This window comes from Streptomyces sp. NPDC005393 (assembly GCF_040606675.1).
Lineage (GTDB): Bacteria > Actinomycetota > Actinomycetes > Streptomycetales > Streptomycetaceae > Streptomyces.
The window spans coordinates 34,903-48,906 of record NZ_JBEXFG010000006.1 but is presented as its reverse complement, the minus strand read 5'-3'; the positions used below and the strand labels follow the sequence as shown (position 1 = coordinate 48,906).

Annotated in this window: 17 protein-coding genes; 9 read left to right on the top strand and 8 right to left on the bottom strand. The window is 69.7% G+C overall.

Translation table 11 applies throughout. The features are described 5' to 3' along the window. The first annotated feature begins 20 nt into the window (after positions 1 to 20). From ABZS71_RS08525 to ABZS71_RS08510, 4 genes are all read left to right on the top strand, one after another. Entirely contained in the window at positions 21 to 746 is a 726-nt protein-coding gene (locus ABZS71_RS08525) for a lysophospholipid acyltransferase family protein (protein WP_356208533.1), read from the top strand. Positions 747 to 775: 29 nt separating this feature from the next. Further along, positions 776 to 2,086 (top strand): DUF5931 domain-containing protein, encoded by a 1,311-nt coding sequence (locus ABZS71_RS08520; RefSeq protein ID WP_356208428.1) that lies wholly within the window; start codon positions 776 to 778, stop codon positions 2,084 to 2,086. After that, the gene (locus ABZS71_RS08515) at positions 2,083 to 2,760 is read left to right on the top strand and encodes a response regulator transcription factor (protein WP_356208427.1); all 678 of its coding nucleotides are present in this window, start codon (positions 2,083 to 2,085) and stop codon (positions 2,758 to 2,760) included. Before ABZS71_RS08520 ends, ABZS71_RS08515 begins: the two co-directional genes overlap by 4 nt. Positions 2,761 to 2,937: 177 nt before the next feature. Continuing rightward, on the top strand, positions 2,938 to 3,966 hold the full coding sequence (locus tag ABZS71_RS08510) for a 6-phosphofructokinase (protein ID WP_355853698.1): 1,029 nt from the start codon (positions 2,938 to 2,940) through the stop codon (positions 3,964 to 3,966). Between the two features lie 77 nt (positions 3,967 to 4,043). On the opposite strand, the gene ABZS71_RS08505 is transcribed toward ABZS71_RS08510, so the two are convergent. The 4 genes from ABZS71_RS08505 to ABZS71_RS08490 all read right to left on the bottom strand — a co-directional run bounded on the left by ABZS71_RS08505 (position 4,044) and on the right by ABZS71_RS08490 (position 7,050). Further along, complete coding sequence (locus ABZS71_RS08505; protein WP_356208426.1) at positions 4,044 to 5,984, bottom strand: chorismate-binding protein; 1,941 nt, start codon at positions 5,982 to 5,984, stop codon at positions 4,044 to 4,046. 94 nt (positions 5,985 to 6,078) lie between these two features. Then, complete coding sequence (locus ABZS71_RS08500) at positions 6,079 to 6,135, bottom strand: trp operon leader peptide (RefSeq protein WP_106516695.1); 57 nt, start codon at positions 6,133 to 6,135, stop codon at positions 6,079 to 6,081. 22 nt (positions 6,136 to 6,157) lie between these two features. After that, positions 6,158 to 6,715, bottom strand: a complete 558-nt coding sequence (locus ABZS71_RS08495) for a Uma2 family endonuclease (protein ID WP_356208424.1) — start codon at positions 6,713 to 6,715, stop codon at positions 6,158 to 6,160. Positions 6,716 to 6,723: 8 nt separating this feature from the next. Continuing rightward, positions 6,724 to 7,050 (bottom strand): hypothetical protein, encoded by a 327-nt coding sequence (locus ABZS71_RS08490; protein WP_356208423.1) that lies wholly within the window; start codon positions 7,048 to 7,050, stop codon positions 6,724 to 6,726. 186 nt (positions 7,051 to 7,236) lie between these two features. On the opposite strand from ABZS71_RS08490, the gene ABZS71_RS08485 reads away from it, so the two are divergent. After that, entirely contained in the window at positions 7,237 to 7,587 is a 351-nt protein-coding gene (locus tag ABZS71_RS08485) for a hypothetical protein (protein ID WP_356208422.1), read from the top strand. A 540-nt stretch (positions 7,588 to 8,127) separates the two neighbouring features. On the opposite strand, the gene ABZS71_RS08480 is transcribed toward ABZS71_RS08485, so the two are convergent. Continuing rightward, a complete protein-coding gene (locus ABZS71_RS08480) occupies positions 8,128 to 8,478 on the bottom strand; it encodes a DUF397 domain-containing protein (RefSeq protein WP_356208420.1) in 351 nt (116 codons plus the stop codon). After that, positions 8,462 to 9,286: a helix-turn-helix transcriptional regulator gene (locus tag ABZS71_RS08475; RefSeq protein ID WP_356208532.1), complete on the bottom strand. Its 825-nt coding sequence runs from the start codon at positions 9,284 to 9,286 to the stop codon at positions 8,462 to 8,464. Before ABZS71_RS08475 ends, ABZS71_RS08480 begins: the two co-directional genes overlap by 17 nt. A 91-nt stretch (positions 9,287 to 9,377) precedes the next feature. Between ABZS71_RS08475 and ABZS71_RS08470 the strand changes: the two genes are divergently transcribed. The 3 genes from ABZS71_RS08470 (at position 9,378) to ABZS71_RS08460 (ending at position 11,551) form a co-directional block, all read left to right on the top strand. Further along, positions 9,378 to 9,782: an ATP-binding protein gene (locus ABZS71_RS08470; protein WP_356208419.1), complete on the top strand. Its 405-nt coding sequence runs from the start codon at positions 9,378 to 9,380 to the stop codon at positions 9,780 to 9,782. A gap of 65 nt (positions 9,783 to 9,847) precedes the next feature. Then, entirely contained in the window at positions 9,848 to 11,200 is a 1,353-nt protein-coding gene (locus ABZS71_RS08465; RefSeq protein WP_356208418.1) for a class II 3-deoxy-7-phosphoheptulonate synthase, read from the top strand. 123 nt (positions 11,201 to 11,323) lie between these two features. Then, positions 11,324 to 11,551, top strand: a complete 228-nt coding sequence (locus ABZS71_RS08460) for a (2Fe-2S)-binding protein (protein ID WP_355860421.1) — start codon at positions 11,324 to 11,326, stop codon at positions 11,549 to 11,551. A gap of 34 nt (positions 11,552 to 11,585) precedes the next feature. Here the strand turns inward: ABZS71_RS08460 and bfr are convergent, their stop codons facing one another. Next, the gene (bfr, locus tag ABZS71_RS08455; RefSeq protein ID WP_356208417.1) at positions 11,586 to 12,065 is read right to left on the bottom strand and encodes a bacterioferritin; all 480 of its coding nucleotides are present in this window, start codon (positions 12,063 to 12,065) and stop codon (positions 11,586 to 11,588) included. A gap of 158 nt (positions 12,066 to 12,223) precedes the next feature. Between bfr and ABZS71_RS08450 the strand changes: the two genes are divergently transcribed. Further along, positions 12,224 to 12,847 (top strand): sulfite oxidase-like oxidoreductase, encoded by a 624-nt coding sequence (locus ABZS71_RS08450; protein WP_355860425.1) that lies wholly within the window; start codon positions 12,224 to 12,226, stop codon positions 12,845 to 12,847. 88 nt (positions 12,848 to 12,935) lie between these two features. Here the strand turns inward: ABZS71_RS08450 and ABZS71_RS08445 are convergent, their stop codons facing one another. Beyond that, positions 12,936 to 13,811: a deoxyribonuclease IV gene (locus ABZS71_RS08445; RefSeq protein ID WP_356208416.1), complete on the bottom strand. Its 876-nt coding sequence runs from the start codon at positions 13,809 to 13,811 to the stop codon at positions 12,936 to 12,938. Positions 13,812 to 14,004 lie beyond the last annotated feature (193 nt).

Below are 14,004 nucleotides of genomic sequence, written 5' to 3'. Positions count from 1 at the left end.
CTCGGTTGTTCTACGGCGCAATGAAGCTGTCGGTGGGTGGAACGTTGAAGCTCGCCTTCCGGCCCTGGGTGGAGGGGCTGGAGCACATCCCCGCCGAGGGGCCGGCCATTCTCGCGAGCAACCATCTCTCCTTCTCCGACTCGTTCTTCCTGCCCGCGATGCTCGACCGCAAGGTCACCTTTATCGCCAAGCAGGAGTACTTCACCACCCCCGGGGTCAAGGGGCGATTGACGGCGGCCTTCTTCAAGGGCGTCGGCCAGCTCCCGGTGGACCGGTCGGGCTCACGCGGTGCGGGCGAGGCCGCGATCAGGGCCGGTATCGAGGTGATCAAGCGCGGCGAGCTCTTCGGCATCTACCCCGAGGGCACCCGCTCGCCGGACGGCCGGCTCTACCGGGGCAAGCCGGGGGGCCTGGCCCGGGTCGCGCTCGCGACGGGCGCTCCGGTGATCCCGGTCGCGATGATCGACACCGAGAAGATCCAGCCGCCCGGCAAGATCATGCCGAAGCTGATGCGGCCCGGTATCAAGATCGGCAAGCCGCTGGACTTCAGCCGCTACCACGGCATGGACGGCGACCGCTTCATCCTGCGTTCGGTGACCGATGAGGTCATGTACGAGATCATGAAGCTCTCCGGTCAGGAGTACGTCGACGTCTACGCGACCGCCGCCAAGCGGCAGATCGCGGACGCGGAGGCGGCCCGGAAGCAGGCCGCGAAGGAGAAGGACAAGCACAAGGCCGGGGCGTAGACGCGCCTCGGCACCGGGGGTGGGGGGAATTGGCGCAGCAGGCCAGGCGTGAGCGTGCCGGACGTGAGCGTGCCGGACGTGAGCGCGCCGTACGCATGTCCGTCGAGCAGCCGCTGTGGCAGGCGCTGACCGCGTACCGCGTGCTCACGCTGCTCTACGCGCTCAGCCTCTACGTCTACGCCTTCGAGGACTATCACCATCCGCTGGGCGCCGGCGCCTATATGGCCGTGCTGACGGTGTGGACGGCGCTGACCTTCCGCATGGTCTCCTCGGCCGAGCGCTGCACCCGGCGGTTCCTGGTCGGCGATCTCGGCATCGCGGTGGTCGGCATTCTGCTCACCCCGCTCGTCGACACCCATGACCGGATCGCCGACGGCACACCCACCCTGCCCTCCATATGGACGGCGGGCGCGGTCCTCGGCTTCGCGATCAAGGGCGGCTGGCGCTGGGCCGCGTCGGCCTCCACCGTCGTCTGTGCCGCCAACATCGTCGAGCGCGGCGGCTTCGCCCAGGACGCCGTCCATATGCTGATGCTGGTCTGGGTCGCGAGCGTGGCCATCGGCTATGTGGTCGAGGTGGCCCGCGTCAGTGAGCGCACCCTCGCCCGCGCGCTGCGCATCGAGGCGGCGACCCGCGAACGCGAGCGGCTGGCCCGCGACATCCACGACAGCGTGCTTCAGGTGCTCGCCATGGTGCAGCGGCGCGGCGCCGCGATCGGCGGCGAGGCGGCCGAACTGGGCCGGATGGCGGGCGAGCAGGAGATCGCGCTGCGCACGCTGGTCTCCAGCGGCCTGGTGGCCCCGCCGCGTGGGGCGGCCGACGCGGACGCCCGGACGGACCCGGACACCCCGGCGGTCCCGCCCGGACCGCTCGTCCCGGCCGACCCGGAGGAGACCGGCGGCGGGCCCTGCGATCTGCGCGCCCTGCTGGCGCCGCACGCCGGATCCCGTGTCACCCTCTCCGAACCGGGCGCCCCCGTGATCCTCCCGGCGGGCGCCGCCGGGGAGTTGGCCGCCGCCGTCGGTGCCGCGCTCGACAATGTACGGATCCACGCGGGCGACGGCGCCCACACCTGGATCCTGGTGGAGGACGAGCCGGACGCGGTGATGGTGACCGTACGGGACGACGGCCCCGGCATCCCCGAGGGCCGGCTCGCGGACGCCGAGGCGGAGGGGCGGCTTGGGGTGGCCCTGTCCATCCGGGGGCGGCTGCGCGACCTCGGCGGCAGCGCCGAGTGGATCTCGGCTCCCGGCCAGGGCACCGAGGTGGAGTTGACGGTGCCCAAGGCTCCCATGGCTCTGCTGAACAGCTCGAAGGACAAGGGGGAGACAGCACGATGACCGAGCACCACGACGGTCGCCCGGTGACGGTGATGGTGGTCGACGACCATCCCATGTGGCGTGACGCGGTGGCCCGCGATCTGTCCGAGGCCGGATTCGAGGTGGTGGCCACGGCGGGGGACGGGCCGCAGGCCGTCCGCCGGGCCAAGGCCGCCGCGCCCGACGTGCTGGTGCTCGACCTCAACCTGCCTGGGCTGCCCGGGGTCGAGGTCTGCAAGGAGGTCGTCGGCTACCACCCCCAGCCGCGGGTGCTGGTGCTCTCCGCGAGCGGTGAGCACGCGGACGTCCTGGAGGCGGTCAAGTCCGGCGCCACCGGCTATCTGCTGAAGTCGGCCAGCACCAAGGAGCTGTTGGACGCGGTGCGCCGCACGGCGGCCGGCGATCCGGTCTTCACCCCCGGTCTCGCGGGCCTCGTGCTCGGCGAGTACCGGCGGCTGGCCGGCGAGCCCGCCCCCGCCGCCGATCAGCCGGTCGTGCCCCAGCTCACCGAGCGCGAGACGGAGGTGCTGCGGCTGGTGGCCAAGGGCCTGTCGTACAAGCAGATCGCGGAGCGGCTGGTCATCTCCCATCGCACGGTGCAGAACCATGTGCAGAACACCCTCGGCAAGCTCCAGTTGCACAACCGCGTGGAGCTGGTGCGGTACGCGATCGAGCGCGGTCTGGACGACGCCTGAGGGGGAGTGCCCGAGGTTTGGGCATCGCGTGACCCCTCGTAAGAGTGAAGTTCAAAAACAACTCCCTTGGCATGCGCGGGAATCGACTGACGCCCCATCCCCTGTGACCTGGATCACCGTTAGCGTGGTCCCGTACCGGGCCCAATCACGGGATTTCACGGGAGAAGGGAAGAAACGATGCGGGTCGGAGTGCTGACCGGTGGCGGTGACTGCCCCGGGCTCAACGCGGTCATCCGCGCCGTCGTGCGCAAGGGCGTACAGGAATACGGCTATGACTTCGTCGGCTTCCGGGATGGCTGGCGCGGTCCTCTCGAGAACGACACCGTTCCCCTCGACATCCGCGCGGTACGCGGCATCCTGCCGCGCGGCGGCACCATCCTCGGCTCGTCCCGCACCAACCCCCTCAAGAGCGAGGACGGCATCCGCCGGGTCAAGGAGAGCCTCGCCAAGCACGAGGTCGACGCGCTGATCGCGATCGGCGGCGAGGACACGCTCGGCGTCGCCGCCCGGCTCTCGGGCGACTACGGCATCCGCTGTGTCGGGGTACCCAAGACCATCGACAACGACCTGTCCGCCACCGACTACACCTTCGGCTTCGACACCGCCGTCAACATCGCCACCGAGGCCATCGACCGGCTCCACACCACCGCCGAGTCGCATATGCGCGTCCTCGTCGTCGAGGTGATGGGCCGTCACGCGGGCTGGATCGCCCTCCACTCGGGGCTCGCGGGCGGCGCCAATGCCATCCTCATCCCCGAGCAGCGCTTCGACGTCGACCAGATCTGCGCCTGGGTCGAGTCCCGCTTCAAGATCCGTTACGCCCCGATCGTGGTCGTCGCCGAGGGCGCCATGCCCAAGGACGGCGACGCGGTCCTCAAGGACGAGTCGCTGGACTCCTTCGGCCATGTCCGGCTCTCCGGCATCGGCGAGTGGCTGGCCAAGGAGATCGAGAGGCGCACCGGCAAGGAGGCCCGCACCACCGTCCTCGGCCATGTCCAGCGCGGCGGCACGCCCAGCGCCTTCGACCGCTGGCTCGCCACCCGCTTCGGACTGCACGCGATCGACGCGGTCCGGGACGAGGACTTCGGGAAGATGGTGGCGCTGCGCGGCACCGACATCATCCGGGTGCCGCTCGCCGAGGCGACCGCGCGCCTCAAGACGGTCGACCCCTCGCTCTACGCCGAGGCCGAGGTCTTCTTCGGCTGAGGCCGTCTGGGTGCAGTACGACGATGGGCCGGGCGCGCGCTGCCTCCCGCGCACCGGCCCATCGCCACGGCCGCCCTTCAGACCAGGACGGCCGCCAGCAGCTCCGCCACCAGCGCCGAGCCGTTCAGCGACAGCACCGACTCCGGATGGAACTGCACCCCGGCGAAGCCCGGCCCGCGCAGCGCGTGCACATCGCCGGTCGCCGGGTCCCGGCTGAGCTCCACACGGTGCATCGCCAACTCCGTCTCCGCCGCCTCTTCACACCGCGCGGTGAAGGTGTTGTAGAAGCCGACCGTCTCCTCCCGCCCGAAGAAGTCGATCCGCTCCTGAGCGCCCTGGAACGGCACGTCCTTCCGTACGATCTCCAGCCCCAGCTCGGCCGCGATCAGCTCGTTCCCCAGACACACCCCGAGCAGCCCGTACCGGTGCCCGGCCAGCAGATCCGCGGCCAGGCCCCGCAGAAAGCGCATCTTCGGGTCGGCCGTGTCCTTCGGGTCGCCCGGCCCCGGGCCGAGCACCACCGGCCCCTCGTGCGCCAGCGCCGCCTCCCGCACCCCCGGCTCGTCGTACCGCAGCACCGTCACGGTCAGCCCCGACGTACGCAGCAGATGCGCGAGCATCGCCGTGAAGGTGTCCTCGGCGTCGATCACCAGCGCTTCCCCGGACTGGCCGCCGACCGCCGGCTCCTCCGGGGTCCGCATCCGCAGCCAGAACGGCGCCAGATCCGCCCGCCGCGCGTCCAGCGCCGCCCGCACCCGAGGGTCGTCCGCGAGCCGCGGCCGCTCCCGTGGTGACTCCTCCCGTACGGGCGCCGGCCGCACCCCGAGCGCGGTGAGCACCCCCGCCGCCTTCGCATGCGTCTCGGCGACCTCGCCGCGCGGATCCGAGTGGCGCACCAGCGTGGCCCCGACCGGCACTCGCAGCGAGCCGTCGCCGTCGATGTCGGCCGTGCGGATCAGGATCGGCGAGTCCAGCGTCTGCGCACCGCCGCCGTCCCGCCCGATCAGCGCGAGCGCCCCCGCGTAGTAGCCGCGCCCGCCGGGCTCATAGCGCTCGATCACCCGGCAGGCGTTCTGCACGGGCGACCCCGTCACCGTCGCCGCGAACATCGTCTCCCGCAGCACCTCCCGCACATCCAGCGAGGAGCGGCCGCGCAGCTCGTACTCGGTGTGCGCGAGGTGCGCCATCTCCTTGAGCCGGGGCCCGATCACCACACCACCCATGTCGCCGACGGTGCACATCATCTTCAGCTCCTCGTCCACGACCATGGACAGCTCCTCCACCTCCTTGCGGTCGTGCAGGAACTCCAGCAGCCCTTCGGCCTTGGCACCATCGTCGGGGTAGCGGTACGTCCCGCTGATCGGGTTCATCACGACCGTCCCGCCGGACATCCGCACATGCACCTCGGGGCTGGCCCCCACCAGCGTCCGCCCGTCCGCCAGCCGCACCACATACGTCCAGTACGCGCCCCGCTCACCGGCCAGCAGCCGCCGGAAGAGCGCGAGCGCGTCGGTAGGCGCAAAACCGGGGATCTGCCCCGTGAAGGTCCGCCGGATGACGAAATTGGCCCCCTCCCCGGTGCCGATCTCGTCCTCGATGACCCGGCCCACGATCTCGGCGTACGCGTCGTCGTCCACATCGAACGCCCCGCCCTCGACCTCGACGGAGTGGGCGGGCAGCGCCTCCAGCACCTCGGCGAGCGGCAGCTCGTACGCCTCCTCCGGCCGCAGCACGGCCAGCGGCGTCCCGTCGTCCCGTACGTCGAATCCCCGCTCGCGGATCTGCCGGAACGGCACGAGGGCGAGCGCGTCGCACACCGCCTCGCCCCCCTCGGGCGCCCCGGTGGGCAACGCGATATCGGTCAGCCGCGCCGCCTCGGTGACAGGCCCGACCAGCACCTCGACCGTGTCCGGGGTGTGGCCGGGCGTACGTCGGTGCAGCAGGGCGAACGGCGGGGCGTCGTCGGAGAGCAGCCGTGCGATGACGGCGGACGTATCCCGGGGCGTCGCGTTTCGCATTGCGGTGGGTTCCTTCCGGAAGGAGAAACGGCCCGCTCAAACGCCGAAGGCCGCCCCTCGGGCGGCCTTCGCGAGATCTATGAGTGCGCGCGATTCAGTGGGCCGCCGGATGAGCGGTCCACCACCAGGTCATGGTCAGTCGCGCGAACATGCCTGGAACCATACCTCAGCCCTCACGCGGAGCGCTTGCCCACGGAGGTGAGGTCGATGTCGATGGTGAAGGGTGCCGTGGTCTTGAGCTGGTCGTGATGGATGCCGGTCAGCGAGAAGCACTCGGTGGCCGGATCGCGCTCGTAGAGGTAGACGACGGTCCGACCCTCGTCGTTCTCCACCCGCCAGTAGTACCGGATGCCCGCCTTCGCGTACTTCCGTGGCTTGGTGTCGCGGTCCCGCTCCTCGGAATCCGGGGACACGGCCTCGATGGCCAGCACGACGTCTTCCGGCACGTAGTACGTGGACGGCTCGTCGCGCTCGTACGCCTCGGCGGTGACCACGACGACATCCGGCTCGGGCGCCTGCCGCTTGGCCAGCCGTACGGTCATCTCCCGATCGGCCCGCAGCCCGGCCGGGGCTTGCCGGTCCAGCTCCGCGACCAGCAGATTGATCACCCGACTGTGCCATTTCCCTTGCGGGGCTGCGGGAACGAGGTTGCCGTCAATGAGCTCGGTGTGCCGGGGAAGGCCGCGTAGCCGCATCAGATCCTCGGCTGTGAAGCCGCCGGAAGGCGTCACGGGGCGGCTCAGCCCTTCCAGGGCTTGTCGGCCAGGGGTGTGCGGACCCACCCGACGTCTCCGGTGTTCTCGTCCACCTCCAGCACCAGCATCTGGCCACCGGGCCGCTCGGCAGCCCTGACCATCGCGCGCACCAGGTGCTCGGCGAGATCGGGGCCTTCGATCGGCATGCCTGGCGGTACGTCCTGACGCACTTCCTCACCGTTGTTGAGGGTCAGGATCAGGTGCTGGGGAGTTTTCCGGTCCCACCTGACCTGCTCGACGGTGTCGGCACGCACCATCCGGCTGCCGGACGCGTCGCCGTTCACCCGCACCCATACGTCGTACGTCGTCATGGAATCAGGGTAGGTGCCCGGCGCCCACAGGGCGGCATATGCCGCAAGGGATGCCGATGTCGGACTCAACCGCTCTTGTCCGACGGCGCTGACCTCGCATTTTGCGATGCCGCTGACGGAGGCTAACTTACGGGGGCGCGCATGCCGTTGATGCGCGAAACACACCACAGCACGGGGGAGTTCATCGTGTCCACACGCACGCTCAATCGTCAGACCAAGGCCCGGATCATCGCGATCCCGCTGGCCCTCATCATCGCCGGCGTCTGGTACTACACGAGCCGCGGCAACACCACCGGCCCCGAGAACAGGGACACCACCAGCGCGTCCGTCGCCCATGTCGGCGACTGCATGCAGAACAAGGGCTCCGAGAGCGCCCCGGACCTCTCCATCGTCGACTGCGGTGCCAGTACGGCGGAGTACAAGGTGAAGGAACGGTACGCCCTTGACCACGCCTGCTACGAGGGATACAGCCAGTACCAGCTGACCCGCAGGGGCAGGGCGCAGTTCACCCTCTGCATGCAGAAGCTGATCCAGTAGGCCGACCGGGCCAGTGGATGCGCCCGATAGGGCCGCAAGGGGCGCGGTGCAGGCGCCGCGTCACGGCGGGGCGTGTGTCTCAACGCGCCCACCGCCCGGCCACTGCCGCCACCGGCCCGCAGGCCGCGACGGCGCGCCCGCCCCGAGCGTTGCTGGGGCGGGCTGGTGCAGGGTGGTTGGGCGCGGCGCCGTTTCGCGCCATCGGCGCCTGTTGCATTGGGGTGGTGGGGGGCCGGTCCTGCGCCGTTGCCGTCCGGCGGCCGTCAGCGGTGGATTTGGGCCCGTCGCCCCCCGGATCGCCGCAGGTTCGACGCCCACATTCACCGCGCGTCGGGTGGAGTCAGCGGCCGACCCCGGGGGCAGGGGCACCCCCGTGGCCGTCACGCTCACGCACACGGCCACCTGTGGCGGAGCGAAGCGGAGCCGCCCTCAAGCCCGGCCCACCACGGGCCGATGGACGGCGATGGCGCGGACCTCGCCCCTGCCCTCCCCGCATGCAACAGGCGCCGAAGGCGCGAGACGAAAGCCGCGCCCGAGAGATCAGAGTTCGCCGCTCGCGGCAGCCGAGACGAACGCGGTGAAGGCGGCGGGGGAGAGCAGCAGGGCGGGGCCGTGGGGGTTCTTGGAGTCCCGGATGGCCACCTGCTGGGTGGGTATCGCGGCGACCTCTACGCAGTGGCCGCCGGTGTCGCCGCTGTAGCTGGACTTGCGCCATGTGGAGCCGCCGAGTGCGGCGCACTCCACGCAGTCGCCTCCTGTGTCGGTGCTGTAGCTGGACTTGCGCCACGTGGCGCTGCCGAGCGCTGCACACTCCACGCAGTCGCCGCCGGTGTCGCCGCTGTAGCTGGACTTACGCCACTGCGCGGCAGTCAGATCAGGGGTGTTCCCCATAGCGCTCCTCCATCACCTGGGCGATCCGTTCCGCCGAGTCCTCGACGGACAGGGCGGCGGCTTGCAGGTGATCGTAACGGAGCGAACGGTCCCTGACGGCTGCTGGGTTGAAGGTCATCTGGCCGTCGTCATAGTCCTCGCTGTAGACGATGTCCGGCTCGTTCTTGAAGCGGAGAACGTTGAAGGAGCCCATGAGCCCGGCATGCGCTCCTGCCGTGAACGGCAGCACCTGCACGTTCACATCCTCCCGGTCTCGGAAGCTCAACAGATGAGCGAGTTGCCTCCGCATCACGTCCCGTCCGCCGATGGCCCAGTGCAGCACCGCCTCGCTCAGCACGACCCATACCGCTGGGGGATTCGTACGGCTCAGGATGCGCTGCCGCTCCAGTCGCGCTTCCACCCGCACGTCGAGTCGGTCCTTGGTGAGTACGCCGAGCACAGCGTTCGCATAGCCCTCGGTCTGGAGCAGCCCGTGCACCAGTTGCGCCTGGTACGTCGACAGATACGTCGCGATCGCCTCCATCTCCGCATACGGCTGGAACCACCCCGGCAACTGGCTCCGCGCCACCAACGGCCATAACCGCATCAGCGACCCGTCCGCCCCCAGCGCCGCATCGGCCCGCTCGGTCACCTCACGGGTCGGCGCTTTACGGGCCGTCTCGATCTGGCCAATCAGTGAACCCGTACAGAAGATGATGTCGCCGAGCTGGTTCAGCGTGAGGCTCGCGGCCTTCCGGAGCCGTCGCAGCTCGTAACCGTAGTAGTTTAGCGGCGAGGCGCTCGGGTCCAGCTCGCTGACGTTCGCCACAGGTGTGCCCCCTACCTCAGCTCCAACAACGCCCGAACGCGTTGTGTTGGTCACATAGCCGAGAGTAATCGACCGGATCCACCCTTGTGGCGTGAACAAAGACATCGCGTACCCGCCGCCGCAGTACCACCTCACCCTGACCGCCATGTCCCCGCACGCCGCCCGCCACCTCCGCCGCCTCCTCCGCGTCTTCCTGGCCACGTGGGACATGCCTCACCTCTCCGAGCCCGCCGAGCTGGCGATGACCGAGCTCCTCGCGAACGTGATCCGGCACGTGCCCGACCGCACCTGCACCGCCCTCCTCCTCGCGGAGCAGGGCAAGCTGCGCGTGGAGGTGGGGGACACCTGGCCCGGCCTGCCCGCGAAAGCAGCCGCCGGGCCCTGGGACGAGCAGGGCCGCGGGCTGGCGCTGGTGGAGCTGATCACGGACGCGTGGGGCGTGGAGCAGACGCCCGGCAGGCCGGGGAAACGGGTCTGGTTCGAGCTCAAGGCGTGACGGCGGGCGTCTCACCCCTTGGGCGGCGGGATGGACCACGGTAGGGACCCCGTAACCTTGTCCGGGTGACCGTGAACGCTGAAACCCACGACGCCGGTGGCCACACCTGGCAGTCTCTTCCCGCGGCGCAGCAGCCTGACTGGCCGGACCAAGCGGCTCTGCGCGAGGTAATCGCTGAGCTCGAGTCCTATCCGCCGCTCGTCTTCGCGGGCGAGTGCGACGCGCTGCGGCACCGCCTGGGAGCCGTCGCGCGGGGTGAGGCGTTTCTGCTGCAGGGCGGGGACTGCGCCGAGGCCTTCGACGGTGTCAGTGCCGAACAGATCCGTAACAAGCTCAAGACCCTCCTCCAGATGGGCGCCGTGCTGACCTACGCCGGGTCCGTCCCGGTGGTGAAGGTGGGCCGGATCGCCGGTCAGTACAGCAAGCCGCGCTCGAAGCCGACCGAGACCCGCGACGGGGTGACCCTGCCGACGTACCGCGGCGACTCCGTCAACGGGTTCGAGTTCACGGCGGAGGCGCGGATCCCGGATCCGCAGCGGCTGAAGCGGATGTATCAGGCGTCGGCGTCCACGCTGAACCTGGTGCGGGCCTTCACCACCGGTGGCTACGCGGACCTGCGCCAGGTGCACGCCTGGAACCAGGACTTCGTGAAGTCGTCGCCGTCGGGTCAGCGCTACGAGGCGCTGGCGCGCGAGATCGACCGGGCGCTGAACTTCATGAACGCCTGCGGGGTGGACCCGGAGGAGTTCAAGACGGTGGAGTTCTTCTCGTCGCACGAGGCGCTGGTCCTCGACTACGAGACGGCGATGACTCGTACGGACTCGCGGACCGGCGATCTGTACGACGTGTCCGGGCACATGGTGTGGATCGGTGAGCGGACCCGGCAGCTGGACGGGGCGCACATCGAGTTCGCGTCGAAGATCCGTAACCCCGTGGGCGTGAAGCTCGGCCCGACGACGACGCCGGAAGAGGCGCTGACGCTGATCGAGCGGATCGACCCGGACCAGGAGCCGGGCCGGCTGACCTTCATCACGCGGATGGGCGCGGACAAGGTCCGCGACAAGCTGCCCAACCTGGTGGAGAAGGTGACGGCGTCCGGGGCGCAGGTCGCGTGGATCTGCGACCCGATGCACGGCAACACCTTCGAGGCGGCGTCCGGGCACAAGACGCGCCGCTTCGATGACGTGCTGGACGAGGTCAAGGGCTTCTTCGAGGTCCACAAGGAGCTCGGTACGCATCCGGGCGGCATCCATGTGGAGCTGACCGGCGACGATGTCACGGAGTGCGTGGGCGGCGGCGACGAGATCTTCGTCGACGATCTGCACCAGCGCTACGAGACGGCGTGCGACCCGCGGCTGAACCGGAGCCAGTCGCTGGACCTGGCGTTCCTGGTGGCGGAGATGTACCGGGACCAGTAAAGATCGTCAAGACGCAGGTGGGGCGCGGATCACAAGGATCCGCGCCCCACGGCGTTGTGAGGGTCCGGTCGGGAAGGTAAGGTAAGGGTTACCTCACCGATCAACGGCAACGTTGGAGAGTCCGTGTACGTCTGCTCATGCTTCGGTATCACCGAGAAGCAGGTGCGCGATCACGCGGAGACGGGTGCGTGCACCACTCCGCGCCAGATCGCCGGTGCCTGCAAGGCGGGCACGGACTGCGGATCGTGCGTACGGAAGATCCAGGCGCTGCTGGGGCGCGGTGCGTGCCCGCGGCGCGAGTCGCTGGACCCGGTCGTCCTTTCGACACCCGCCGCCGCTGAGGCCGCCTGATCTGTCGCCCCGGCCTGATCGGCTACCCGGCCTGTCAGTCGCTCGGCTGCTCGATCTGTTGGGCGATGTAGAGCGGCTCACCGAGCTTCTCGATCAGCGCGAGCTGGGTGTCGAGATAGTCGATGTGCTGTTCCTCGTCGGCGAGGATGTCCTCGAAGATATTGGCCGAGGTGATGTCGCCCTTGGAGCGCATCAGCTCGATGCCCCGCTTGAGGCGGTCGATCGCCTCGACCTCCACCTGCCGGTCGGCCTGGAACATCTCGGTGACCGTCTGGCCCACGCGGACATGGAAGAGCCGCTGGTAATTGGGCAGACCATCCAGGAGAAGGATCCGGTCGGTGAGCATCTCCGCATGCTTCATCTCGTCGAACGACTCCGACCGGGTGTATTTCGCCAGCTGAGTCCAGCCAAAGTTGTCCTGCATCTTTGAGTGCAGAAAGTACTGATTGATCGCGGTCAGCTCGCCGGTCAGCTGCTCGTTGAGGAACTCGAGGACCTCGGGGTCGCCCTGCATCGGAGGGGCTCCTTCCAATCCGAACGGGAACGGCAGGTTCCGCGCATCGTCGCATCGCCCCTGATGGGGCGTCCAGTAAGTGCACGCTTAGTGCGAGTTGCCCCGGTGGATGATGCCCTGGTCATGACCACCCCCGTCGGTCTGAGACCATGGAGTTCATGAGCCAGTCGGAAAGCCGCGAGGGGGAGCTCGCGAAGCTGCCTCCTGGACAGCGACTGCAGCGCGGTTGGCCGGTTACGCACTATGGGCCGGTCCCGAAGTTCAGGCCGGACCGGTGGGAGTTCCGCGTCTTCGGCGCCACGGCGGACGGCGAAAAGCACTGCTGGACGCATGAGGAGTTCTCGGCGCTGCCGTACTCGACGGTCATGGCCGATCTGCACTGCGTCACGAAATTCAGCATGCTCGACGCCGAATGGGGCGGGGTCGCGGCGAGCGAGGTGGTGGCCTTGGCTCCGCCGGCGCCGGACGTCACGCATGTGATGGTGTGGGCGGAATACGGCTTCAGTTCGAATCTGCGGCTGTCGGACTTCACGGCGGCTACGACGATTTTCGCCACGCATAAGGACGGCGAGCTGCTGACGGCCGAGCACGGCTTTCCGGTGCGGCTGGTCGTACCCCACCTGTACGCCTGGAAGGGGCCGAAATGGGTCCGGGGCGTGGAGTACATGACCGCTGACCGCCGCGGCTTCTGGGAGGAGCGCGGCTACCACAACGTCGGCGACCCGTGGACCGAGCAGCGCTACTCCTACCAGGAGGAACCGGGCGAGGGCCCGGAGTTCTAGCGCCGGGCCGCCGGCCGGACTCAGGCCGGCGCCACCCGCACCGCACTCCGCAGATCGAGCCCCGCCCGCAGGCGCCGGGCGCACCCACCTAGGCCACCCCGGAGCGCAACTCCTTCAGCCGGGCCACATCCGCCGCATGCCCCTCCGTACCGCCCGGGGTCTCGATCACCAGCGGCACCCCCTCCGTCGCGGGATGCGTGAACAGCTCACGGAACGGCTCCGCCCCGATATGCCCGGCACCGATATTGGCGTGGCGGTCCTTATGGGCCCCGACCACGTCCTTGGAGTCATTGGCGTGGATCAGCTTGAGCCGGCCCGCACCCGCCACCGCCACCAGCTCGTCCAGCGTCTCCTTTACGCCGCCCGAGGCGGCGAGGTCATGGCCCGCCGCGAAGACATGGCACGTATCGAGGCAGACGCCCAGCCGCGGATGGCGGTCCAGCGCCTCGAAATACGGGCCGAGGTCCTCCACGAGCGCGCACAGCGAGGCGCCCTGCCCGGCCGTCGGCTCCAGCAGCAGCCAGGGGTCGTCCTCGTGGGTCAGCTCGTCCAGCAGCGGCAGCATCTGCTCCCGCACCTGGGCGATCGCCGTGGCGCGCTCGCGCCCGCCGGTCGCGGAGCCGGTGTGGACGACGACGCCGAGCGCCCCGATCTCCCGGCCACGCCGCAGCGAATGGCGCAGGGACTCCACGGAGCGCTCGGCCGTGGCCGGGGTGTGCGAGCCGAAGTTGATCAGATAGGGGGCGTGGACATACGCCGGTATGGACTTCTCGGCGCAGGCGGCGCGGAACGCCTCGTCCTGGGCCGGGGTCCCGAGCGGGGTGACCCAGCCGCGGGGGTTGGCGACGAAGACCTGGACGGCCTCGGCGCCGATCTCCTCGGCATAGGCCAGTCCGACGGTGGCCAGGCCGCCGGCGACGCGGATATGGCCGCCGATGGGGTTGCGGTTGCGGTGCGTACTCACGGGTCAAGGATCCCCCCTTTTTCTGGCGGCTCGGTTCGCCTCCGGGGCGCTTCAGCCTCCCCCAGCCTTCGGCCGGGGGTGCCCCGTGTCGACGGTCGACCGTGCTCGGCCCCCCTTTTCAGGGCTCGGTTCGCCTCCGGGGCGCTCAAGCCACTGTCGACGGTCGACCGTGCTCGGCCCCTCGTTCCTCGGG